This is a genomic window from Veillonella parvula (assembly GCF_042850485.1).
Taxonomy (GTDB): domain Bacteria; phylum Bacillota; class Negativicutes; order Veillonellales; family Veillonellaceae; genus Veillonella; species Veillonella parvula_Q.
This window is the reverse complement of record NZ_AP031417.1, coordinates 450,497-475,830: the sequence shown is the minus strand read 5'-3', so window position 1 is coordinate 475,830 and position 25,334 is coordinate 450,497. Positions and strand designations below refer to the sequence as shown.

Sequence of the window (25,334 nt, the reverse complement as noted above, 5' to 3'; positions counted from 1 at the left end):
TACTTAAATAAGTATACATGGAATATCTAAACTATCAAAGTAACTATATAAACAATTCTTAAACCTTTGATTATATTTCTATAATAAAATCTCTATAAAGTCATATCTAATCAACAGCCACGAACAACGTGAGTATAATGTGAATGCATATTCTCGATACTAAACGAATTTATACCCTACACCCCACACTGTAATAATATGCTTACTATCGGATGGATTATCCTCAATTTCTTCACGTAAACGATTAATATGAACCGCTACAGTTGCATAATCACCATAGGAGTCAAGTCCCCATACACGAGAATACAATTCTTCTTTGCTAAATACAATATCACGGTTACGCATCAAGAACTCCAACAATTGGAATTCTTTCTTTTTGAGATGAACCTCTTTTTCATTCACCCATACTTTCATCATCTTAGGATCGAGACGAATTTCACCGGATTGAATAGCATTAGTTTCCATTGCATCGCGTTCTGTTAAACGTTTATATTGCGCCAACATAGCTTTTATCTTCGCAATCAATACAGATGGAGAGAATGGCTTTTCAATATAATCATCAGCGCCTACGCCTAAGCCACGGATTTTGTCGATATCATCAAGACGCGCAGTTACCATAACGATTGGTACACGAACTTTGTCACGAATTTGACGACAAACTTCAAAGCCATCCATTTCTGGCAACATAACATCAAGGATAATAAGGTCTACAGGAGTATTTAATGCTGCTTCAATGCCATCTGTACCATTAGTCATAATCGTTACATCATAGCCCGCCACCATTAAATAATCACGCTCAATATTGGCAATATCCAAATCGTCTTCAATAATTAAGATATGTTCACTCATGATTCTTCTCCTTGCTTAGGAAACTCTAATATAATACGTAGACCATGTGGCCTTACATTTTCAATCATAACTCGGCCTTCAAAGATTTCCATAATTCGACGGATAATCGACAATCCTAGGCCACTACCTTCTTGAGGATTCGTACGAGACGAATCTACACGATAGAATGGGCGCATCAGACGCTCTAGAGATTCTGGCGGCACACCTGGTCCATCATCACTGATGACACAGTATACAAAATCATCATCACTCGTTACATCTATGACGCAGTGACCAATATCGGTCATTTTATACTTAGCACTATTGTTCAACACATTCTGCAAAACACGTTGTAACAATTGTGGGTTAGCATTGATAAAAGGTGTTTCCGTAGCTATACGGGCCTTAATCTCAAGTCCCTTCGATTGATACGGAGCTAAATGATCTTCTACAAAGTCACGTACAAACTGACCTAATTCAATTCGTTCAGATGGACGAGATTCTTTTTTATAGTTCAATGTTGTTATGAGGAATAGTTCCTCTAACATAGAATCTAAATCATTGGCCCGTTTCAAAATAATTCCCATGTATCTTTTTTGTTGCTCTTCCGTTGGTGCAATACCATCACGAACGCCTTCAGCATACGCTTTAATAGCCGTCAACGGAGTTCGTATATCATGGGATATACCAGCGAGTAACTCTTTTTGTTGCTCCTGTTCCATTTCAATCTGACGATTTGCCATTTCTAACGACTTTGTCATGTTCTTAACGTGAATCATGATAAATCGTGTAACAAATCGGTTAATAGCAAAAAATGTAACAATAAAGAGCAATATGGAAACTACGATAATATAGAAAGATACGGATTCCATTAAGCTATCACTACCATGAGTAGCACGCCTAATCGCAATATGGTATACATAGGAATGACGTCCATCGTACTTTCTCATTTCGTAAACGAAAGTATTATTGGATTGATATACGATGCCCTGTAATTCAGGGTTAACATCAATAAGACCAACAATGGCAGAAGCACTATAGATTTGTGGATTACCGTAGTTATACACCATACTTCCTTGATCAAGTACTTCAACATATACTTCCTTTGGATCAAGTAAGCTATAGCTAGGCTTAACCAAGCTATTAATTAGATCATTTTCTAACCCATAAAAGGTAATGGTTTCAGTTATTCGACTGACACTTTTAAACTGTTGTTCCTGCTCAATACGCAAATAGTAACCGGCATTGGCCAATATGCGCAAACCTGTAAAATATAGCAAAAATAAGATGATTGCTATTAAAATAGGTACAACAAACAGCACAACATTGGATATCCAAATTCGTATTTGTAAATTCACAGGATTACCTCAATATCATAAATAGTAGATACTCTCTATAGTTTACGCTATTTTTAATACTTAACGCAAGTAAAACACGCAAATATCCAACATATTTTTCACTATTCTTTCATACGTAGTTTATAATTGACCGATTATTCAAAGGTATCTCGACCCTTTTAATATCTAATACTTTTCGTAAAAATTATATTTTCACACGCACCCATGTATCTTATGGCGATATGAAAATTGGTAATATCTGATATTTCATAGTTCCTTAGTCTCCCCTTTTAATAGGAACTTGTCTATACTGTTTATAAAAAAGCTAAAATATAAAAAATGAAACAACTATTGAATCTCTTCATTTAATAAAACAAAATATATACTGAATTATACTATTTCTCTATGAGGATAGTTTAAATATGGTCAAAAAAAAGAGGATTCCTAAGAATCCTCTTTTAAAATTTGGATTAACGACGATTTGCATCGAAGAAGTTAATAGCAACTTCTGGGAACATAGCGTAAGTCAATACGTCTTCGTCAGTGATGCCATTGTAGCCTTTAGAAGCTAAATCTTGACGGTAACCTTCCAATTCAGGTTCGATAAGATCTGCTGGACGGCAAGTAATAGGTTGTTCATCACCAATGATAGTTTGACGAATTTCATCAGAAATTGTACCAGGTAATTGACCATATTTACCACGAACAAGATCTTTAACTTCGTTAGGAACCATTTTGTAACGGTCGCCCATCATAACGTTCATCATAGCCATTGTACCAACGATTTGGGATGTTGGAGTTACCAATGGAGGGTAACCCAAGTCTTCACGAACGCGTGGCATTTCATCCATAACGTCAAAGAAGCGATCGCCCATACCCATTTCGTTCAATTGGTTTTGAGTATTGGACAACATACCGCCAGGAATTTGGTAACGACGAACAGCAGGGATTACATCACTAGCTGGTTTCAAGTTGAATTCTTCAGCGATTTGTTGTTTTACTTTACGGAAGTGGTCAACTAATGGAATGTATTTATCAAGGTCAAGACCAAGATCCCATTCAGTACCTTTGAACATTTCAATCATAGTTTCAGTAGCTGGTTGGCTAGTTGCATGAGCAAATGGAGAGATAGCAGTATCGATGATATCTACGCCAGCTTTAGCAGCTTCCCAGTATGTAGTACTAGCAAGACCGCAAGTGAAATGGCTATGCAAATCGATTGGCAATTCGCCAAAACGTTTTTTGAAAGTAGAAACCAAATCATATGCATCAGCAGGTCCTAACAAACCGGACATATCTTTGATACAAAGGGAATCAGTACCCATTTCTACCAAAGTTTCAGCTACTTTCAAGAAGCTTTCAGTTGTGTGAACTGGAGAAATTGTGTATACCATAGCGGATTGAACGTGTGCACCAGCTTTTTTGGAGTACTTAATAGCAGCTTCCATATTGCGTGGGTCATTCAATGCGTCGAAAATACGGATACGGTCGATACCATTTTTTACAGCCGCATTACAGAATGCTTCTACTACGTCGTCGGAGTAGTGTTTATAGCCCAACAAATTTTGACCGCGAAGCAACATTTGCAATGGGGTATTTTTCAAATTAGCTTTCAATTTGCGAAGGCGTTCCCATGGATCTTCATTCAAGAAACGAAGACAGCTGTCATAAGTAGCGCCGCCCCAACATTCAAGAGCTTCATAACCAATATCATCTAAAAGGCCGAGCACTGGTTCCATTTGTTCGTAGCGCATACGTGTTGCCAAAATAGATTGATGACCGTCACGAAGAACGGTTTCGCAAATTCTTAATTTTTTAGCCATGTTAATCCTCCAAATCGAAATAGTCTGTGTATGTAACTTTATACACTCATTAAACAACTATCTCATACCTATTTTTTTACGATTTTTTCGATGTCTGCTCACACTAGCCAAACGCGCTAAAATCGTAATACATACTTATATTAGACTACTTATAAAATTCTTTGTCAACAACCACATTATGCTATTTACTCATAATCTCATGTATTCAAAGATGATTTTTTCGTGATGAATATCACAAAAACTGCAGAAAAACTAGAGTTTAGCATGTATGTTTAATCAAATTAATTTTTTTGTAATTGCTCATTTTAATGAGAAACTAAAAATTATATCGTAATAATTTTTGGTTATTATTAAATACTTTTCAAAATATATCGGTATTTATAAATGTAGTAATTCGATAAACGTCGGTATGTTTATAAGCTCATCAATTTTATTAATAACTAAGCCGATATTTTTAAATGCATAAACATGCAAAAGAACCTGCCCATTTACGGACAGGTTCTGACCTAATCTTTAAAATTTGATAGTCTCCATTATACGGCTTACTTCTCAGGCTTAACCTTTTTAGGCGCAGTTTCAAGGACAATATTTTTACCTTCCCGTTTCACCTGAATAGAGAAAGCCCCTTCCCCTTCTTTAAAATACTCCATCTTGATATCAAGGAGCATTTTACCAATCATAGTCTCTACTTTTTCAGTTAAGAACTCACGGTAAAAAGCATCTTCTTTTTGCTTTGGACTTTGATGAACTACTGGTTTCTTAGCATCTCGCTCCATATTGAGCATAGTATCTTCGAAATTTTCTGTATCCTTAAAATTTTTCATCATATCCGCATCAGATAAACCTTTTTGAATTTTAAACTTTGCCATGTGTATCTCCTATCAGTTCAAAAATTGCTTTCTTTACGCGTACTGGATCAATACCAGACATACAATATTGATTAGGCTTAGGACAACGTCGTTTTCGGCAGCCTAAGCAATCTAATTCATCATTTACGAGCACCTTAAATGTCCCCGTTAGAGGGCCCCATAATTTAGGGTCAGTAGGGCCAAAGAGTGCTACTACAGGCTTATTTAAAGCTAACGCAATATGCAGAGCTCCCGTATCTGCAGTAACTACTACATCACAACTTTCAATTAAAGCCCCTAATTCTTGAAGTGTCGTTTTCCCTAACATATTCAGAACAATTTTATCAATACCCTCATCTGTCAAAGAGTCCAGCAAGGGTTTGTATTGAGCAGCCTCTTTAGGGCCACCTAAACAAACAAATTTCGCTCTATATTGAAGGGATTTAATGAGAGAATACCATTTTTCCTGAGGCCACTCTTTCGTTGCCCAAGAGGTACCTAATACCAGCCCAATGCGTAGCGGAGTTTCTACCACGCCTCGATGTAAAGAAACGTCATTATCAATCGACTTCCATTGATTTTCTGCCCAACTATGTAAATTTGTTGGCACCTGAAAATCCATGTGGTATAGCGTATTAGCATTAGATTCATTTAGTAAACAACTGCTCTCAATACCGTATTTATCAATGTTAAGCGATGTATCTAAATTTGCATGTTCAGTAATAGCCCTTGTTAACAACTGAGCTACCTCTACATAGCGTTTAATCACGTGTTCTGTACTAGGCTTCGTTTTATAGTTAGTAAACAGCCAATTCAACTCTTTTGTGCCACCAAGGCCAAGTCTAATGGGGGCTCCTGAAGCTAATAGTACCAGCCCTGTTATGAGTCGCCCTTGCACATCAACGGCTAAATCAAATTTATAAGGCTCTAATTTGGCCTTAAGATCCCACCACATGTGCCACATTGTAGGAATATGTAGTTTTTTAGAATGTGCCTCGTATTCATCCCGTTCCCAGGGAATTATTTTATCTACATAGGGATTGCCCTGCAGGAGCTCTACCATACTAGGCGTTACAATCCAATGCAACTTAGCATCAGGATACTGTTCCTTAATCCACCGCGCAGCAGGTGTAGCATGCAAAACATCACCTATGTAACTAAGGCGTACAAATAATATATTCATAGATATCCTTAGGGTACATACTATTATAGGAATAAAGCCTTTATAATGAAAGAACATTATAAAGGCTTTTTCTTAAGATTTCTTTTTACTACCACTACTATTTGATGATTTAGAAGATGTAGTATCTTCTGTTACCTTAGTAGTTTCTTCACTACCATTCTTAATGATGTTTTTTACATCTGATAATGTCAACTCATTAAATGTAGTAGGGTGGTTGTATTTGTAAACTGGATTGAAGCCTACACCTAATTTACCAGTGTAAACAGTCAATGCATTATTGTCCTCATCAACACGGGCGATATAGATAGTTTTGTCCATATCAACACCGATAAAGCGGAAACGCCCTTCAGGGTTGATAACACGCCATCCCCCTTCAATGCCGTTGAACATGAATACATCCCCAGTTCTCACATTATCGTAGAAGAAGTTATCTTCATCGTAGAATACACCGATATGACCGATATCAGTAGCTTGCATGTAAACGCGACGTGTATCGTAGTTAGCATCGGTACGATAAATGCGATATGTGTGTTCTTGAACTTTTACCTTCATATACACCACATTTGTCGCTTCAGAGTACGCAGCATCTACAATTTTACTGCCCCGAGGCAAGTCTTCAAGTTTCGTATCAACTTCGTGTTCTGGATCATCCGCATTAAGACGAGCCATGACAACATCTCTGGAGTCATATAAACCCATGACAGCATAGTTACGGTCTGGCATCCAGTTGAAGTAACTAATCGAGCGGCCCTTCAAATCGATATTTGTGGGCTTGCTTTCATTAGCCTTGTAAATTTTCAAAGAGTTCTCTGTAACAACGGCCATAAATTGACGGTCATAAGATACATACTTAGTACCTTCCTTCACATCAGGGAAGTTTTTAGTATCATCTTTTGATGCGCCTGCTACGTTAAACTCTGTAGTCGGTGCAAATATATATTGATCAAGGTATAGGTATACCCCACCTTGCAGAAGAATACCTACCGCAAAGGCGCTCAGTACACGCGTAAAAGGTTTCATCTGTCCTCCTATTTCACGATAAACGCCGTTGGGATCATGCGTTCCCCTAACAAATCGGCAGGTTTATTTACGACTTTACCATTTAGGTACAAAGTAGAACTAGAACCGCCATCTAAATTTGCTGCAATGTAGCAACCCTTTTCAAAAAGAATATCTTGTACGTCACGCAAGGTAGCACCAATGGAATACCCTGGTTGACGACCATCGATTACGAGAAATAGCACTGTACCATCTTTCTTTTGACCGATAGCAGTACGAGGACCTACGCCCCAGCCACCATCACCTTCGGTAATCATCTTCTTACCATCAACGATAAGAGGTGGACCAAAGGTAATACCTTCCATGGCCTTCATATCACTAAGCTGAGTTTTATCATAGTTACCAGCGATAAGATTACCAGATTTAGAGAAACCTACAAAGTCTACGTCTTCATCAGGGCCTACATCCTTACCGATAACGTACTCACCATCATGCAAGATGAAACCATATGGCAAACGGCCTGTACCAGTACCATTAGGGTCGTGGAAACCACCGCCATTAATCGCTGCTACAGCATTATTCATTTTTGCAATATTACTTGTAGTATCGCCTTTTTCTTGAATATTAGCCGCTGTACCTACTTGAATACGACGAGGATCAGGAATTTCTAAAATATAGCCTACATAACGAGCAGACTGGATTTTTTCAAGATTTAAAGTCTTATCTTCACGAGCATTAAACTTGAACAAATCTTGGCTTTTAACAACCCCTACAGTCCCCAAAATAGATTGTAACTCGTCTTCATTAAACAACCATGTAATGTAATGAGGATGGCGAGATTGTAAGATAGCACCAATTACAGCGCGCTTTACATTATTAAATGGTCCAAAGAGCACCACGAAGGGTGATGTGACAACGGTAAATAAGAACACCATAATGATGAACTTTACCCAATTCTTTTTGAACAATGTATTTCTCCTTATAAATCAGTGAAATGTTCAGTGCTAATGCGTTCTTCAAAATGCTTGATATCCACCGCATTACCTACCCAAACACGCAAAATATTATATGGATTATCACCAGTATGAGCCCAGCCAGATTTCATAGCCATCCCCATTTTAATACCAGCTTTCTTAGATGCTGAGTCGGTGAATTCATTTTTATCTCCATATGGATAGCAGAACCAAGGATTATCCTTAATGCCTACTTCTTTAGCAAGTGCCTCTTGGGCCTTTGTAATATTTTCAATTTGTTTTGCTTCTGACAATTGGCCCATTTCTATATGTTGGAAACCATGGTTTGAAATAGTAATACCATTTTTGTGCATTTCACGCACCTGATCCCAAGTTAGACGCGTCCCAACATCGCCAGGATTGATAAATACAGTCGCCGGGAATCCATATTCTTTCATAATTGGATATACGATAGAATATGTATCTGCATAACCGTCATCAAAGGTTAAAACAACAGGTTTTTCAGGCACCGCAGCACCATTTACAACATAATCATACAATTGATCCATCGTCAATGGATTATAGCCATTATCCTTGAGGAACTTCATTTGTTCTCTAAACAAATCCTCCCGAATAACTGCATCATTATCTTTGTCGTCGCCGACTTTATGATACATAAGAACAGGAATACCCGTTGGATGTACCATCTTAACTTCTTTTGCAGGCGGTACTGAACTAGTAGGTTCTGTTTTTTGTGAAAGCAATCCACAACCTGCCACAACCATTGCCAATACCAAAACTAACAGTGTTACCAACGGAATCCGTTTCATAGGTCCTCCTCTATTAGAACACAATTATATACAGAATATTATAACATTTCCATGAAGAATAGTAAAAATTAACGCTTTATTAGTACTTCATCAATCGATTTTCGAGGTCTAGGATACATAGTTTCATCTGGAATACCTATAGCAATGATTGCCTGTACATCGTGAGGAATATTTAAAAAGGTTTTGCTTTCACACTGCATAAAATACACATCATTCATCCATAGTGTACCTAACCCAATTGCTTTTGCCCCCAATAAAATATGTTCTATAAAAGCGCCAATAGCTTGTAAGTCACTTTTCTCCCACACGCGAGTATAGTCAGGCAAGTGATCATAAGGATTAAACACAAATAGCAAGTCACTAGCAGTTTGCATAGCCTTAAGACTAATCTCTAAACTACCAAAATGTTCCTTATGTTCTTTATATTGCTCTAACACCTGAAAGCCTAAATTCACAAAATGTTCTTTCTCCACTGTCGTCACATGAATAACCTGCCAGGGCTGACGATTTTTAGGCGATGGAGCTCGCATACCAAGAGATACTAACTCCTGAATTATGTTGACCCCTACTGATTGAGTTTCTTTATATTTACGTACGCTAGTACGAGAGTTTATAACTTCTGTTAATTCCATAATATTTCACCAAAACATCTAAATTCATATAAATCTTCGGTATCTAAAATCATTCAAAACTTCTACGATTATTTAGAGCTATATTGTAATCCGTTCAATAATGCTTTAATATTCTAATTATAATACATATTTCTAAAATTATGCTTATCCAATAGACAAAGGATTTCTTATGAAAAAACGCTTAAGCCTTATACAAATGGACGTCTATGTAAACGAAGTGGAATACAATTATGCGCGCGTCCAAGAATTACTTTCACAAGCCCTATCAGAAAAGCCTGACATTATCGTCTTGCCCGAAACATGGAATACAGGATTTCATCCATCTAAGGATTTAATCAATATTTCTGACAGAAATGGAGAAAGAACAAAAGCTTTATTAAGTACATTCGCAAAAGAACACAATGTAAACATTGTGGGCGGTTCTGTAGCCGTAGCAAAAGAGGATTTAGTATTTAATACATCCTATGCTTACAACCGTGAAGGCAAGCTCGTAGGAGAGTATTCCAAAATGCACGGATTTAGTCCTGCTAAAGAGGACCAATACTTCGCTAGCGGTACGCATACCACTCATTTTGAATTGGATGGCATTCCTTGTAGTACGGTTATCTGTTACGACATTCGCTTCCCTGAGCTCGTAAGAATGGCTGCATTATCAAATACAGAGCTATTATTTGTACCTGCTCAATGGCCTACTATGCGTTTACGCCACTGGCAAGTATTAAACGAAGTGCGAGCTATTGAAAACCAACTCTTCTTATGTGCTGTCAACGGCTGTGGTACAGTAGGTCGAGTTCAAAGCACTGGTCACTCCGCTGTATACGATCCATGGGGTACAAACCTCCTCGAAATGGACACTAGGGAGGGCATCTCATCTGTAGATATCGACCTCACCGTAGTAGAGGATATTCGCAATAAAATTAACATTTTTAGAGATCGCAAACCTGAACTCTACAAACTATAAAACAAAGGCACATTGTATTGAACACCCATCTAAAATTATTTCATTGTTAGATAGCCTGTTCATATGACAATGTGCCTTTTTTATTTTATTGTACTGTAGTAAGGAAATAAATGACTCTAGTTTGCTCTGGATTAACGGCCATGCCTGCAACAGTAAACATATTATATGAATAATCAAATTTAAAGATGTAGAATGTGTACTCTGCGTTAAATGGTCGCTTTACTTCTTTATACGAATAGTAACCTAAATATTTTTTCTGTAAAGTCTTATTTTCATCATTAGGCAACACTTTATCAGAACTTAATTTACTAGTATCTTGCTCTAAGTCCAAAACCATTTGATTATTCATTTGGTTAGAGAGCTCACGATCAACCTTTCGCTTAATATTCTCATTGCTTAGCGCCATTTTATATTGATACATATTATTGAATATATTAGTTACTTCAATCCATTCTTTTGGCAATATAGTAGACAAGTATTTTCTATAATTCGTCTTAACATCTTCGTACGGTTTAATAGAAACACGTTCAGCCTCACCCTTAGTAATAATAACCTTAGCATGACTTTCTGCATCTTGAATATAAGGTTTTAGTTCTGATGGTTTGCCTGTAAAAGAAACTTGAATATACCGACCATCTTCAATCGCCTTAGGCGGCTTTAAATGAATATCAACCTGTTTAGCAAAAGAAGGTATTTTCTTTGGAAAACCAGATAAATCATTTACTTTATTTATATCTATATGATTGTAATATTCCTTGTCATTAACTGGATACTTACTGCTTTCTCTAAAATTAATGGCCTTTACAATTTGTTTTTCAATTTCTTCTCGTGTATAAGGATTTTTAATAAGGTCTCGTTGTGGCACACTTCTTATTGTTCTATTATGTTCCTCAATATGAGCGTGCATACGTGATTCTACCTCTCGATGTAGCAACATTTGTTCATTAAATGTTTTTTTAGCAACGGACATAACAGCATAAGATAATTCTGTTTCGCCCGTAACTTTACTTTCCAAATAAGGCATAACTTCTTGAGATTGTACTCTATCAAGTTGAGTAGTTTTTGCGCCTAATGGCGTTGATACAGATGGAATGGGTATCTGCTCAGCATTTATTATTCCTATATTAGAAACCAATGCTGTCGCAACTAGTACAATTCCTTTTAAATTCATTCAAGTCTCCATCAAATAATTATATTAAAAAACTGGCTATACATCTCATATAGTTAGTCATATACATTAAAACTCAATAAGCTTCCACATATCCTCTGGAACCTGTTCTAGAGGTTTATTTTTTGCAATTGCTTCTTTTAGAATATCAATAGTATCTTGCACCTCTTGTTTATCCTTTGTATCAGGATCATGAAGGATGACACGATTTAAAGAATCTTCACCAAATTGTTTTACATATTCTTTTTCCACTTGATTAAGTTCACGGCGTAAATATTTCATAGATAATAACCTCCCAATATATTTAATCTAATATATTAAGAAGTACTTGTCTATAATTCAAATATTTTCTATACACATTTTCAGCTAATAATAAGCAATTTAAAGTTACAAATTAATATTTTTATCTCATAAATCATTTACATGAATTCTATAGAAATGGTAGTATTAACAATGCAATAGGATTTAGTTATTAAGAAAGAAAGGTAATAACTATGTTTTCATTTCTACAACCTAAAGAGGCAAAATCATCAGTTCCACAAAGCATGATTATGAATCTATATTATAAATATAGATTGCAATCATTAATTGGTATTTTTATAGGTTATGCTGCGTACTATATTGTTCGTAATAACTTTGCCTTATCAACACACTTTTTATCAGATATCCTCCATATGAGCAAAACAGAAATTGGTTTGCTATCTAGTGGTATGCTTATCGCTTATGGTTTAAGTAAAGGCTTTATGAGTAGTCTTGCGGACAAAGCAAGTCCTGCCAAGTTTATGGCTTTCGGTCTCATTTGCTGTGCAATTATCAATATCTTTATGAGCTTTGCCGATAGTCTCGCCTTCTTCTTAGTTTTAGTAGTACTAAATGGCTTTTTCCAAGGATTTGGTGTAGGACCATCCTTTATCACCTTAGCTAAATGGTACCCAAAACAGGAACGTGGCCGTTATGGAGCTATCTGGAATATTTCACACAATCTCGGTGGTGGTATCGTAGCACCAATCGTAGCCGCCGCATTATATTTCACTACTACAGATCACTGGCAATTAGGGAGTTATGGTGTACCAGCGCTTATTGCAGTTATCATAGCAATTGCCATTTCTTTCTTAATCAAAGAAAGCCCTGAACGTGAAGGCTTACCACCAACAAGTGAAATCATCGCCGACACAGCTCATAAGGCGCACAGAAGTTCTGAAGCACCGCATATGAGCACAAGAGAAATCTTTGTAAAATACGTATTAAAAAATAAAAATGCTTGGTATGTATCATTAGTTGACACCTTCGTTTACATGATTCGCTTTGGTATGCTTACTTGGCTTCCAATTTATTTATTACAAGTAAAGGGTTTCTCCAAAGCAGAAATGTCTGTTGCCTTTTTATTCTTTGAATGGGCGGCTATTCCTTCTACTATTTTTGCTGGTTATATTTCCGATAAATTCTTTAAAGGTTATCGCATGCCACCTGCAATCATTGCTATAAGTATTATCTTCTTCTGTATATTTGGTTATTGGCAAAGCGAGTCTCTCTTATGGGTTACTTTCTTCGCTGCTATTGTAGGTTGTTTAATCTACATTCCTCAATTCTTAGCTTCAGTACAAACTATGGATATTGTACCACCATTTGCAGTAGGTTCTGCTGTTGGTCTTCGTGGATTCATGAGTTACATTGTTGGTGCAAACTTAGGTACAACACTATTTGGTGTTTTAGCAGATAAATTTGGTTGGAATGCAGGTTTCTATCTTTTATTAGTAGCATGTGTTCTTTGTATTACATTCTGTGTATTGGCTCATTTTGGCGCCAAAGAATTAGATGCTAAAGAAGCTGAACTTGAACAACTTCAACCAGCTGAAGCTAATAGCTAACCCCTAACAAATAAATCCTATAGTAAAAAGGTCGTAATATGTATTAAATACATGTTACGACCTTTTATTTACCCCACGAAAGGGACTCCTATATAACCGATGTGTTTTCATCAACGCATAGTTCTGGAAATAATGAAAGCACAAACCACAATGATACCAAGGACTATACTCCCAGCTACTATATAAGGCCAGGTAAGTACATCCCGTACATCATTCAATATTTTTATATCAAAGATTGGCATATAAAGTAGTAAGTTCCCCAAAATCCAACCGATTGGTCCTATGAACTTTAGCTTCTTAATCGTATCCATTTTATCTAGAATAGACTCGGTTACCTCTGAATCCTTTTCGACAGATACGTATTCTTTATTAATGTAAAAGCCTTTTGAATATTCCGTTTCAAAAGCCCACTCTTGAACAGAAAACGTAGCAGTACCATCAGCATTTTCATACTCTTTATATTTAGCAGTATCAGTAGTACCTACGTCTACCTCACCCCAAGTGCCAGTTACCATCTCATAACCACTATCTATGAGTTTCATATCGGCTGGTAGTGCTTTTCCACACAACTTGGAAAACTGGTACGCATCTCGCTTCTTATCCCAACTGAGCCAAAACTCTGCATTATTCTTATGTCTAACTAACTTATACTCATACCCAATTTTTCCATGAGTATCAATATAGCGTATCTTGCCTAAAATCGTATATAGATCCCTTCGGATACGTAACGTCTCACCATAATTAAAAACCATAATCTTCTCTCATATTGAAAACTATATATATAAATGTATATTACTAATTACTATGATTGTACACGGATTGTGAAAACCTGCCAACACTTCTCAGGTTTAAAAGGAGAAGATAAACTCATTAAATATATTTTAATATCAAAATAACGAAAAAAAGACCTACAGTAAACTGTAGGTCCTTATATTTGGTGCGGTTGGCGGGACTTGAACCCGCACGAGCGTTAGCTCACCACCCCCTCAAGATGGCGTGTCTGCCATTCCACCACAACCGCATGGAATACAAATGGTGCCTCAGGACAGAATCGAACTGTCGACACACGGATTTTCAGTCCGTTGCTCTACCAACTGAGCTACCGAGGCATGATTTTTTGTAAAAAAAAATGGCGACCCCGATCAGATTTGAACTGACGATCTTCGCCGTGACAGGGCGACATGTTAACCGCTACACCACGGGGCCGCGTATCAACTCGCGTTGACTACTTGTACATAATATCATGGATTTAAGAGCAATGCAACTATTTTTTAAAAAAATATTATTACAAATCTATGAAAATAATTGATTATATTTGATAATCGTTATTTTATAGCTTTTATAAATATATCTCTATATTATATTACAGGAATCCACCCTTTATCGTCATAATTCGTCACTTTTCGCAATAGTACAATTTTCCCTATAAGCTTCACAAGGCATAACCTTTATTAGAAATCATCCTATTCTTTACTCAATATGCTACAATATGTATATATTCAATATGAAAACGACTCTATAGAAACATGAAAGGATTCGCTGTGAATAAGTTCAATTCAAAAGGTGTTATTGTCGCTCTTATCATAGCTATTATAGGAGCGATGGCCGCAGCATGGTACTTTTTATGGTATGTACCACATACACCAGCCTACACATTAAATATCATTCACCAAGCAGTACAAGATAAAGATGCAGACGAAGCATTGCGCCACGTAGATATAAAATCCATTGTAAAAAACATTGTAGAACGAGAAGGCAATAAATATGTCGATACATCTACCCCACTTGGTAAAGCTACAATAGCAGCTACCAAAACATTTGGACCAGCTCTTATCGAAGACGTAATACGTACATATATCGAAGATCCTGACAGCTTTAAATCTGAATCACCTACCAATAATACCACTAAAGTAAATGATGATAATAAGTCTATGGTAGATCGTCTTGTAGAAGGTCGCCTATTTAAAGAACATGATGTAGAGGTTAAAAACCTAAAGTCAGAAGATAATGGTGATACGGCTACTGTAACTGTAACAATACAAAATAATAAAAAGAATATGACAAAAGATATAAGAGTCTTGATGCGTCATTTAGGAGATGGAACATGGGTAATTTACGATATTCCTGATATCGAAGACCTATATACTATCACTAGAAAATAAAGATCTTTGTCTTTTCTAACATTTTAAATTGCAGATCTTAGAAAACGTAAAAAAGAGCTATGTCGTTTTTTCTAGACGAGCCATTTACATTGTAAATCCAACAAAGGACAGTATCTACCGAAAGGTATATACTGTCCTTTTATTATCCTATGGTCTTAACAATCGTAAGATTTCATGTAGGACGAAATTATACATAGCTTAATTAGCAAATATAACTAAATCCTTTAAAAATGGGATTTTATCTATCAAAATCTACAATAGCCAAGGTTACAGTCACTTGTGAGATAAGACGTTGTGCATCATCTATCATATCAAAGCGCCATACATGAGATGTTTTGCCTTTCACTAGTAATGTTCCTAAGGCTGTTAATGTTCCTTCGCATTTCACAGGACGTAGGTGATTCGCAGTTATAGACTGACCTACGCCAAATTTATGAGAGCCTACCAGCTCATTGCTCATCATGCCTGCAATAATTTCTGCAAAAGCTAAGGTAGCACCACCATTTAAATAGCCTTGTGGTTGTTTATGAAATTCATTTAAATTCATTTTTGCAATACATGTAGTATCGCTCGTCATACGAGGTACATCGATTTGTAAGGATTCAATTAGATTCATAGTGTTCGTTTCTCCATACAATAGGCTTCTAGCCGGTCATCAAAGACTGTTACACCTAGTCCATCACCATCAGGGACCTGCATAATACCCTCTTTAAAGGTTAAATCTGGGAAAATAAGATCTTGTTCAAAATATCGATTTGAATCGGACAAATCCCCTGCCATATAGGAATCTCCTAATGCGGCTAACTGAACATGAAGCATTTTAGAAACCCCTGATTCTACCATGCTACCAATCCAATATGGAATATGACGTTCTCTACATAGATTAATAGCCGCTTTTGTTGGAATAAGCCCCCCCATGCGCCCTACTTTTACATTAAACACATCAATCAAACCATATTCGATAGCATAGGACAAATCATCATATCCTAAAATGGACTCATCCAAACAAATTGGCGTATAGATTTTCCAATCACCATGCTCAAGACGCTCCCACTTCCAATCTTTATAAGATTGAAGGTTTGCTATCGCAAAGGGCTCTTCGATACAAGCTAGACCTAAATCATCATACTGACGGATCTTATCTATTTCTTGATATGAATAGCTTCGATTTGCATCAGCTGCTAAGACTAAATCCGGATAATGTTTGCGAACTAAAGCTACGCGTTCATAACCATCTATAGGATTTACCTTTAATTTAATCCGCTTACAACCATTTACTGCATGATGCGCTACAACATCAAGTAATTGGTCTATTGGCACATCACCAACAACGACACCACTTTCAATTGTCTCTTGTAAAGGTTGATCCATAATGTAGGAAACAGAATTTACACCTATCCGTTCGCAATGAAGATGAATAAGCGCATTTTCTAGAGCCGCAATAGCCATAGGCATATTGTCTCGATTGCGCCAAAATTGTAATTGTCGTACATAGGTCATCAGTGGTTTAGGCCGCATCAAGCGCAAATTAAAGATATAATCGTCTACCATAGCTTTCCAACAGGTTTCTACGGTCTCAAATGTATAGAATGGCTCTGTGAAAGCTACGCATTCCCCATATCCTACATACCCTTGTTGGTCTTCAATGCGAACAACGATAGTCTCTCTTTCTTTCACCTCGCCCTTGGCAGTCTTAAAATTGAACTTCAGTGGCAATTTAAGGCGATATGTAGTTATACTTTTAAAGTTTAAAATATTATTCATAGGCGCCTCAATTTTATAATTTCAATTCATTACGCAATATTTTGCCAGTTCCATTTCGAGGCAATGCGGTTAATACTTTTACATATTTCGGAATCTTATATTTTGCTAAAGAGTCTTTCATAAAGACTATAATATCCTCTGGTGGCAAACTTTTACCATCATGAAAGGCCACAAAGAGGGCTGGCACTTGTCCCCATTTAGCATCAGATACTGGCACAACGGCACATTCCTTTACCAATGGCAACGTATAGACCAAATCCTCTAGTTCCTTAGGATAAATATTTTCACCCCCAGAAATGATGAGATCCTTACGACGATTCAAAATATAAACGAAACCGTCCTCATCGATGTAACCAATATCATCTGTATTAAAGTCTCCATCGATAGGTTCCTTGTTGATATAACCAGTCATAACCATCGGGCCCGTCAAATGAATTTCACCTACCCCATCTGTATCAGGATTATCGATACGAACCTGCATGCCAGGCAAGGGCTTACCTACAGATTCTCGTTTATGAGGATACTCCAATACAGAGAAGGTCACACTTTGACTAAAGGTTTCCGTCATGCCGTAGGTCTTATAGATAGGCAAAGATTTCTTTTCACAAGCTTCGATGAGAGCCATAGGAATGAATTCTCCACCGAGCAATATAACACGTAATGCATGGTGCGTAATATGTGGCTCTAATTGAGTCAAAATGGTAGGCACTAAGGACATCATATTGATTTGCTCAGATTCTATAAGTTTGAGAACTTGAGCTTCATCATATTTAGGCAAAATAGTGACAGCCGTCCCGTTATAAAGAGACCTCATCAAGATAGATAAACCACTTACATGAAACAGAGGCAGTACCATTAGCCAATTATCCTGCTCCGTTTTCCCTAGTACCTCTTGGGATGCTTGTACATGAGCTTTAATCTGCCCCCATCGAAGCGGTACAGACTTAAATTGCCCCGTAGTAGCGCTCGTATTCATGATAGCAGCTATGTCTGTGTCCACAAATACCCAATCAAAGGAGTCCTCGACCGCTAAATCCGATAGAATTCTTTCTAGAGTTTCAAACTCATTTGTAACAATTGGATTAGAGGCCTTCGAATCAACGAAAAAAGATAATTGATTTTCAACAGAATCTGATGCTATAGGTTCAACTAAATTTGATACTTGAGTTTCGATGGTATCGGGCAATTGATTACATCGTTCTTTACTATGTAATACGGTGGTAACACCTAATTGATCCAATTGGTTTTCTATTTCCTTTGGCTTAAGATGTACATTAAGTAAAAGTACCTCTTTATGAACTAGCATAGCAGCCAACACATACATTGCCATGGTCACAGAGTTATCGGATAAGATAGCCACTCGAGATGCGTCTAAAGGCAGTAAATTATGAGCCATATGGAGTACGCCACGGTATATATCATTATAGGTATATTCATTTATACATTTACGATTAGGATAGTGCTGTGCACCATAACGTAACCACTCCATCATCTCACCTCGTATCTAAACCTAATCACTAATAAGTAATCACTAATTACCAGTAAATAGTAAATAATAAGTAATAACTAAAAAATAATAATTGAAACATGATAAATAAAGAGATATTACAAGAAAGGCGCCTCCTATAGAGGCGCACTTGTCGTTTTAATAGTTAATATAATCCGTCATATAGGACTGTATCGACTCCCTATTAAGGGAATTTAGGGAATTGTTTGAAGTTAGGTTTCCGTTTCTCTTTGAATGCGTCGCGCCCTTCTTTCGCTTCATCGATTGTGTAGTACATCAATGTAGCATCCCCTGCGAATTGTTGTAAGCCTGCAAGGCCATCTGTGTCGGCATTGAAGGCGCCTTTCAACATGCGCAAAGCCATTGGAGATAATTCAAGGATTTCGCTACACCATTGAACGGTTTCTTCTTCCAATTTATCGAATGGTACAACAGTATTAACCATGCCCATTTCATACGCTTGAGCTGCAGTATATTGACGGCACAAGAACCATACTTCGCGTGCGCGTTTGTGACCGATCATGCGAGCCAAGTAACCTGCGCCATAACCAGCATCGAAGGAACCTACACGAGGACCAGTTTGACCGAATTTAGCATTTTCAGAAGCGATTGTAAGGTCACATACGATGTGCAACACATGGCCGCCACCGATAGCATAACCATTAACCATTGCAATAACAGGTTTAGGGATGACGCGAATCAAACGTTGTAAATCGAGTACGTTCAAGCGGGGCACATTGTCTTCACCTACATAACCACCGTGACCACGTACGCTTTGGTCACCGCCAGAGCAGAATGCCTCTTTATCTTCACCCTTACCGTGGTTAGCACCAGTCAATACGATTACGCCTACTTCGTTATCTTCACGAGCTACTGTGAAAGCATCAATTAACTCCATTACCGTTTTAGGACGGAATGCGTTGCGCACTTCTGGACGATTAATAGTAATCTTTGCAATGCCATTATATGTTTCGTAAATTACATCTTCATAATTACGATCCAATACTTTCCAATCAAATTTGCTCATGGACTTAACCTTTCTTCTGTAAAAAATCCAATACCGCTTGTTCAAAAATCTGCGGTTTTTCTATATGTACATTATGCCCCGCCCCTTCGACGATGACATGATTAAAACTTGGCAACTTGCCAAATACATCTCTTCCTATTGTAGTATATTTTGTATCTAATGCGCCACTCACATATAAACCTTTAACAGAGAATTTTTCTAATTTATCCCCTACATAAGGCATTACGCCCTGCCCTGAGCCACGCAACGTACAAGCTAAGGCATATGGGCTATTATTGGAACGGCGTAGATAGATTAATTCCTCCACCCCTTCTGAAAGCTGTTTTTGACTCTCAAAAATAGGTACTTCCGCCCATCGTGCAGCAAACCAAGCACCATCATGCTCTTCGATATGAACAGCTAAATCTTCATCCGCCTTGCGGCGTGCTGCTCGCTCAGCTTCAGAAGCGATGCCTACCGAGCCACTTTCAAGAATAAGACCTTTGATTTCACGTTCATATTGTAAAGCATAGGAAAGCGCAATACGTGCTCCCATGGAATAGCCCATGAGGTAGTAGCTTTCACCAACCATATGATAGATAACTGTATGCAAGTCCTCTATCATTTGAGGAATGGTATAGGCCTTATCCTCATCAGGAATATCTGAATCACCATGGCCGATCAAATCGATACGGACCACGCGATACCCCGGCAGATTAATAGAATCCCAAGTATAGCTCGATTCAGAAAAACCATGGAAACATACAATAGGTTCACCTTCTCCAACCACAGTCAAACCGTAGCGGTACTCGCCCAAGTCAAAATACATACGCTGAGCTGGATTACACAAAGCATTATCTACAATACTGCAAAAATACTGACTCATAGTAATGCCTCCATATCAACTGAAACGTTTGTATATTTCCTATGTAACTGACGACTATATTCCCGGTCTGTAGGTATTTCAATGATATGAACACCAGATTCCGTGCTAACTTTAGCTAATACATGACTCAATTCATCAGGACTAGAGATTTTAGTGTGCCCACAGCCATAGAGTTTAGCGGCCCCACTATAATCTAAGCCTTGTGACGTAGAGAACAAATAATCAAAATGCTTTGTTCCCTTTTGCGGTAAATATTCAAAAATACCGCCTCCATCGTTATTATGCAAAATAATCGTCAAATTTAGATTGTGCGTTTTAGCGACCGCTAAGCCGTTTAGATCATGGAATAAAGACAAATCTCCCGTTACGAGATATGTAGGCTGACCATTTGTGGCAAGACCTAGTGCAGTTGAAACGATACCATCGATACCATTAACACCACGATTACCGTAAAGAACGGCATCGGATTCACCAGAGAACCAGAAGTAATCAAAGTCGCGAATGGTCATACTATTCGCCACAAGCAATTGGCTATTGTCAGGAATATGCTGTTGCAACTCGCGTATCGTGCGACCTTCAAAACAACTTGGTTCTTCTATGGCTGTACTTAGTTGAGCTTTGCCAGCTACTTCTAAACGTTGCCAACTATTAAGATATGCATTAGATTCTTTCTTTACAGCGTACAAATGCGTAAACATATCGATGCTTGCTTGCATGTGTATGGTGGTTTTCCCCGTTGGATTCATGGAGTCCATTGTAGGATTTATCTCTATATACTCCACATTATCCCAACTTGCCACCATCTGTTGCACGCGTTTAGACACAACCATTTGGCCAAACTGAATCACGCAATCCGGCTTTAGTACAGGCCATAACTCTTTATCCGCTAAAAATGCATCATACGTTGAAATCACAACATCAGAGAATTGTTTTTTCTGAGTCATATCTGTATCGTTGCTACGATTGATATTAAATTCATGATTATCATCAATAGCATCAGTCTTATGCCAGCGTCTTACATTGGACAATGGATCCGCCAAGATAGGAGCTTGTAAATTCTCCGCAAAGGAATGAATAAACTCAACTTCATCTACATCAATTTGTGGACCAGCTAAAATAAGGACTCTCTTATACTGTGCAAGCAATAGACTTCTATTCTGATAGCTAAACACATCACCGTAATTAGGTTTAAATACTTTGTAAGGGCTACGTCCCGCTTCAAAGTGCTTACGGTCCAGTTCAGGTACCAACGGCTCAAAGAGAGGTATATTGATATGCACGGGTCCTTTTTTAGTATCCATAGCTTTCATATATGCCTTGCGTGCTACTTGTCGTGGATATGTGTAGTAATGCTCATCTTGGGGCACCGATAATTCTTCATAATAGTTTACAGCTGTACCAAAGATTTTTTGTTGATCTACTGTTTGTGGAGCCCCTGTATGTAGCAAGGTATAAGGTCTATCGGCAGACAATACGATAAGAGGTACCCCACTATATTGAGCCTCTAAAATAGCGGGCAAATAATGAGCCACTGCGGAACCGGATGTACAAACTAACACAGTTGGTTCTTTATGAGCCTTTGCAATGCCAAGTGCCATAAAGCTAGCAGAGCGCTCATCTATATTCATATATGTTTCAAAGCCTTCATACTCCGTGAAAAGCATAGCCATCGTCGTAGAACGAGAACCAGGGCTAAACACAGCATGCCGGACGCCGAGTTGGTAAAACTCATCTACCAAGGCAGCAATATATTCGTTCATTATATTCCCTTTCAACAACTCCTAAGAGTTTGGAAATTTATCATAATGCATCCAAAATGGTGCGCATTTTATTATTAGTTTCTGCATATTCTTCATCCGCATCAGAATCGGCTACGACGCCACATCCTGCATAGGCATAAAGAACATTATCCATAATGAGGGCAGATCGAATAGCAACGATGACAATGCCGTCCCCCATGTCTTTCATAAAGCCAAAAGGTGCTGCATACATGCCGCGCTCATGAGTTTCGTACTTTTGTAACAATGTCAACGCCTTTTCTCGCGGTTCACCACCGAGAGCCGGTGTAGGATGTAGCAACTTTGCCCATTCTACGAGGGATTTTGTGCTATCCTTTGCGGTAATAATAGTACGCAAGTGATAGAGATGCGCCAGCTCCATGATGCCCGTTTCACCTATGGTAACATCAGAAGTTATAGTCTCCATTGTTTTCACGATACGATCGCGCACGATATTATGTTCAAAGAGATTTTTCTTATCTGTTAACAGCTGTTCCTTAGTCCATGCATTTGGTCCATGTTTAGGCGCTGTCCCCGCTAAGGCATAACTAAGAATTTCACTACCTCGATGGCGAACTAGAATCTCTGGCGATGCACCCACAAAGGTACGTCCATCCTTTTCGTAACCAAATATAAAGCAATTTGGATTATTATCTACCAAATTTACCAAAATACTCGCCACATTGTATGGTGTTTCGCTAGTGAACTGCACCTCTCGAGAAGAAACGACCTTTGTCATTTCACCACTGCTAATGCCGTCAGCGATAGCATTCATCAAACTATCCCAAGCAGACTTATCATCACTGATTTCCTTGTAATTATGGCGAACTCGAGGCACCTCGAAATCTGTAATAGGGACGCTTTCACCAGCGTGCAAGTAGAAAGATTCCCCATTTTCTACGATATAGTAATGGGTGAAAGCAATCATTTCATGGCCCATGCCAGCCCATTTTGGATCCTTAGAGTTCTCAAAAAAAGTATCCCCATAAAACACGTAAGCGTAATTATGGCGATCTGTATCATCTTTAACCGTCGCCAAACGTTTAGCGCCTACAACGATACGGTCACTTTGACGATCCACCCAGAATACGCGTTCTTCGTTTGGAAAGTTCAACCAAAAGGCTACAGGACTATTCAGTTCTAACGGTTCTTTATTATATATCATAGTTATATATCGCTATTAAGAAATAAAATAGACTATAGTAAAAACACCTAACGTGTAGAAGATTTACTTCTACACGTCAGGCGTCATCAATACGTTTCAAAATTTTTGAGATGAGCCTAACGCCATCACACGTCGATGGGCCCTCTTTATATCTAATTAATTATATCATAGGTAACAGTTAAAAGGTAGAAAATAAAAACCTCTACACCACATGCGTTATGCATAAATGTAGAGGTTTTCATTATATTTAACATGTTGTTACTTTATTTAAAAGCCTTCGCCCCAATATCTGTACGATATTGCATGCCTTCAAAGTCGATATGCTCTATACGTCCATAGGCTCTATCAAGTGCCGTTCTAAGGTCTTTGCCAAGGCCAACAACACCGAGTACACGACCGCCATTAGTGACATAATTTTCACCAACAAGCCTTGTGCCAGAGTGGAATACAATGGTTGTGTCATATTGTTTAATATCCCCACTGATGACATCGCCCTTAGATGAAGTTTCAGGATAGCCCTTAGAAGCAAGGATAACGCAAGCCGCTGAGGAATCTTTCCATTTCACCATATTAGAGGTTAATGTGCCCTTAGCACAGGCCATCATAATCTCACCTAAATCACTATCCAGTAGCGGCAATACAACTTGTATTTCAGGATCACCAAAGCGCGCATTGAATTCTACCACCTTAGGACCTTCGTCAGTAATCATAAGCCCCGCGTAAAGGCAGCCTACATACGGTATGCCTTCTTTTTCCATAGCCGCTACCATAGGTTCTAAGATGGTTTTCATCGCTGCGTCCCGCAATGCATCTGTAAGAACGGGGGCCGGTGCATAGGTCCCCATGCCACCTGTATTAGGCCCTTTATCACCATCAAAAATGCGTTTATGATCTTGAGAGGCAATCATAGGAACTACGGTCTTGCCATCTACAAAGGCTAATAAACTAGCCTCTTCGCCTTCCATAAACTCTTCGATAACAACGGTGCTGCCTGCATCACCGAATCGATTACCACTGAGCATATCTTCTACGGCTGCATTCGCTTCATCGATGGTCATGGCTACTACAACACCCTTCCCTGCCGCCAAGCCGTCAGCTTTAACAACAATAGGAGCTCCTGTTTGAGCAATAAAAGCTTTCGCTTCATCTACCTTGTGGAATACACCATATGCAGCAGTGGGAATATTGTATTTTTTCATGAGGTCTTTAGCAAATACCTTTGAGCCCTCTAGTTGAGCGGCTGCTTTAGATGGACCAAAAACTGGAATCCCCGCCTTAGTAAGTACATCTGCTAAGCCCGCTACTAAAGGAGCCTCAGGCCCAACAACAACTAAATCAACTTGATTATCTTTCAAAAAGCTAATTAAATGATCGCTTTGTTGCCAATCGATGCCAACTAGCTCTGCACAATCTGACATAGCCGCGCTACCAGGAATAGCATATACCTTTGTTACGCTAGGGCTGATGGACAATCGCCACGCCAATGCATGTTCACGGCCGCCGCTACCGATTACACATACTTTCATAAGTCCTCCATCGGCGCCTAAACGCCATCAAATCCATAATAATATAAACACATAACGGGCTTACTCCAAACATCAATAATTGTTGTGACCGTTCAATAGATATTTTGCCC

The 25,334-nt window shown here is 38.2% G+C and carries 23 protein-coding genes and 3 tRNA genes; 3 read left to right on the top strand and 23 right to left on the bottom strand.

Translation table 11 applies throughout. From position 1 onward, the window contains the following. Positions 1-159 precede the first annotated feature (159 nt). The 9 genes from ACGHIY_RS02020 to ACGHIY_RS01980 form a co-directional block, all read right to left on the bottom strand. Entirely contained in the window at positions 160-849 is a 690-nt protein-coding gene (locus ACGHIY_RS02020; RefSeq protein ID WP_004693664.1) for a response regulator transcription factor, read from the bottom strand. Next, a complete protein-coding gene (locus tag ACGHIY_RS02015) occupies positions 846-2,186 on the bottom strand; it encodes a sensor histidine kinase KdpD (RefSeq protein WP_077708186.1) in 1,341 nt (446 codons plus the stop codon). The genes ACGHIY_RS02020 and ACGHIY_RS02015 overlap by 4 nt, the downstream gene beginning before the upstream one ends. A 449-nt stretch (positions 2,187-2,635) precedes the next feature. After that, the gene (locus ACGHIY_RS02010; protein WP_008602782.1) at positions 2,636-3,988 is read right to left on the bottom strand and encodes a pyruvate carboxylase subunit B; all 1,353 of its coding nucleotides are present in this window, start codon (positions 3,986-3,988) and stop codon (positions 2,636-2,638) included. A gap of 542 nt (positions 3,989-4,530) precedes the next feature. Next, the gene (locus ACGHIY_RS02005) at positions 4,531-4,857 is read right to left on the bottom strand and encodes a hypothetical protein (RefSeq protein WP_004698343.1); all 327 of its coding nucleotides are present in this window, start codon (positions 4,855-4,857) and stop codon (positions 4,531-4,533) included. Then, on the bottom strand, positions 4,844-6,019 hold the full coding sequence (locus ACGHIY_RS02000) for a glycosyltransferase family 9 protein (RefSeq protein ID WP_390525630.1): 1,176 nt from the start codon (positions 6,017-6,019) through the stop codon (positions 4,844-4,846). The genes ACGHIY_RS02005 and ACGHIY_RS02000 overlap by 14 nt, the downstream gene beginning before the upstream one ends. Before the next feature lie 72 nt (positions 6,020-6,091). Beyond that, on the bottom strand, positions 6,092-7,039 hold the full coding sequence (locus ACGHIY_RS01995) for a hypothetical protein (protein ID WP_004693675.1): 948 nt from the start codon (positions 7,037-7,039) through the stop codon (positions 6,092-6,094). Between the two features lie 8 nt (positions 7,040-7,047). Further along, the gene (locus tag ACGHIY_RS01990; protein WP_004693677.1) at positions 7,048-7,986 is read right to left on the bottom strand and encodes a phosphodiester glycosidase family protein; all 939 of its coding nucleotides are present in this window, start codon (positions 7,984-7,986) and stop codon (positions 7,048-7,050) included. An 11-nt stretch (positions 7,987-7,997) separates the two neighbouring features. Then, positions 7,998-8,801, bottom strand: coding sequence for a polysaccharide deacetylase family protein (locus ACGHIY_RS01985; protein WP_004693679.1), 804 nt, complete (start codon positions 8,799-8,801; stop codon positions 7,998-8,000). A 68-nt stretch (positions 8,802-8,869) separates the two neighbouring features. Next, positions 8,870-9,433 (bottom strand): nitroreductase family protein, encoded by a 564-nt coding sequence (locus tag ACGHIY_RS01980; protein ID WP_004698371.1) that lies wholly within the window; start codon positions 9,431-9,433, stop codon positions 8,870-8,872. A 169-nt stretch (positions 9,434-9,602) separates the two neighbouring features. Between ACGHIY_RS01980 and ACGHIY_RS01975 the strand changes: the two genes are divergently transcribed. After that, positions 9,603-10,394, top strand: a complete 792-nt coding sequence (locus ACGHIY_RS01975) for a carbon-nitrogen family hydrolase (RefSeq protein ID WP_004698326.1) — start codon at positions 9,603-9,605, stop codon at positions 10,392-10,394. Between the two features lie 85 nt (positions 10,395-10,479). Here the strand turns inward: ACGHIY_RS01975 and ACGHIY_RS01970 are convergent, their stop codons facing one another. Further along, positions 10,480-11,565 (bottom strand): hypothetical protein, encoded by a 1,086-nt coding sequence (locus ACGHIY_RS01970; RefSeq protein ID WP_004698384.1) that lies wholly within the window; start codon positions 11,563-11,565, stop codon positions 10,480-10,482. A gap of 66 nt (positions 11,566-11,631) precedes the next feature. Further along, on the bottom strand, positions 11,632-11,844 hold the full coding sequence (locus tag ACGHIY_RS01965; RefSeq protein WP_008602789.1) for a hypothetical protein: 213 nt from the start codon (positions 11,842-11,844) through the stop codon (positions 11,632-11,634). A gap of 212 nt (positions 11,845-12,056) precedes the next feature. Here ACGHIY_RS01965 and ACGHIY_RS01960 point away from each other — a divergent pair, with 212 nt between their 5' ends. Continuing rightward, on the top strand, positions 12,057-13,430 hold the full coding sequence (locus tag ACGHIY_RS01960) for an MFS transporter (protein ID WP_004693689.1): 1,374 nt from the start codon (positions 12,057-12,059) through the stop codon (positions 13,428-13,430). Between the two features lie 110 nt (positions 13,431-13,540). On the opposite strand, the gene ACGHIY_RS01955 is transcribed toward ACGHIY_RS01960, so the two are convergent. The 4 genes from ACGHIY_RS01955 to ACGHIY_RS01940 all read right to left on the bottom strand — a co-directional run bounded on the left by ACGHIY_RS01955 (position 13,541) and on the right by ACGHIY_RS01940 (position 14,636). Further along, positions 13,541-14,182, bottom strand: a complete 642-nt coding sequence (locus ACGHIY_RS01955; protein ID WP_008602791.1) for a hypothetical protein — start codon at positions 14,180-14,182, stop codon at positions 13,541-13,543. 183 nt (positions 14,183-14,365) lie between these two features. Then, positions 14,366-14,451, bottom strand: a tRNA-Leu gene (locus ACGHIY_RS01950). 12 nt (positions 14,452-14,463) lie between these two features. Next, positions 14,464-14,539, bottom strand: a tRNA-Phe gene (locus ACGHIY_RS01945). Between the two features lie 21 nt (positions 14,540-14,560). Further along, positions 14,561-14,636: transfer RNA gene (locus ACGHIY_RS01940), tRNA-Asp, on the bottom strand. A 320-nt stretch (positions 14,637-14,956) separates the two neighbouring features. On the opposite strand from ACGHIY_RS01940, the gene ACGHIY_RS01935 reads away from it, so the two are divergent. Continuing rightward, positions 14,957-15,592: a hypothetical protein gene (locus tag ACGHIY_RS01935; RefSeq protein WP_390525629.1), complete on the top strand. Its 636-nt coding sequence runs from the start codon at positions 14,957-14,959 to the stop codon at positions 15,590-15,592. 238 nt (positions 15,593-15,830) lie between these two features. Here the strand turns inward: ACGHIY_RS01935 and ACGHIY_RS01930 are convergent, their stop codons facing one another. From ACGHIY_RS01930 to purD, 8 genes are all read right to left on the bottom strand, one after another. Beyond that, complete coding sequence (locus tag ACGHIY_RS01930; RefSeq protein WP_024061370.1) at positions 15,831-16,208, bottom strand: PaaI family thioesterase; 378 nt, start codon at positions 16,206-16,208, stop codon at positions 15,831-15,833. Beyond that, on the bottom strand, positions 16,205-17,356 hold the full coding sequence (gene menC, locus ACGHIY_RS01925) for an o-succinylbenzoate synthase (RefSeq protein ID WP_390525628.1): 1,152 nt from the start codon (positions 17,354-17,356) through the stop codon (positions 16,205-16,207). Before menC ends, ACGHIY_RS01930 begins: the two co-directional genes overlap by 4 nt. 13 nt (positions 17,357-17,369) lie before the next feature. Then, complete coding sequence (gene menE, locus ACGHIY_RS01920; protein WP_390525627.1) at positions 17,370-18,848, bottom strand: o-succinylbenzoate--CoA ligase; 1,479 nt, start codon at positions 18,846-18,848, stop codon at positions 17,370-17,372. A 199-nt stretch (positions 18,849-19,047) separates the two neighbouring features. Further along, positions 19,048-19,890, bottom strand: a complete 843-nt coding sequence (menB, locus tag ACGHIY_RS01915; RefSeq protein WP_004693709.1) for a 1,4-dihydroxy-2-naphthoyl-CoA synthase — start codon at positions 19,888-19,890, stop codon at positions 19,048-19,050. A 4-nt stretch (positions 19,891-19,894) separates the two neighbouring features. Further along, entirely contained in the window at positions 19,895-20,755 is an 861-nt protein-coding gene (gene menH, locus ACGHIY_RS01910) for a 2-succinyl-6-hydroxy-2,4-cyclohexadiene-1-carboxylate synthase (RefSeq protein WP_390525626.1), read from the bottom strand. Continuing rightward, the gene (gene menD / locus ACGHIY_RS01905; RefSeq protein ID WP_390525625.1) at positions 20,752-22,515 is read right to left on the bottom strand and encodes a 2-succinyl-5-enolpyruvyl-6-hydroxy-3-cyclohexene-1-carboxylic-acid synthase; all 1,764 of its coding nucleotides are present in this window, start codon (positions 22,513-22,515) and stop codon (positions 20,752-20,754) included. The genes menH and menD overlap by 4 nt, the downstream gene beginning before the upstream one ends. 40 nt (positions 22,516-22,555) lie before the next feature. Further along, the gene (locus tag ACGHIY_RS01900) at positions 22,556-23,698 is read right to left on the bottom strand and encodes an isochorismate synthase (protein WP_390525624.1); all 1,143 of its coding nucleotides are present in this window, start codon (positions 23,696-23,698) and stop codon (positions 22,556-22,558) included. A gap of 263 nt (positions 23,699-23,961) precedes the next feature. Continuing rightward, positions 23,962-25,224, bottom strand: coding sequence for a phosphoribosylamine--glycine ligase (purD, locus tag ACGHIY_RS01895; protein WP_390525623.1), 1,263 nt, complete (start codon positions 25,222-25,224; stop codon positions 23,962-23,964). Positions 25,225-25,334 lie beyond the last annotated feature (110 nt).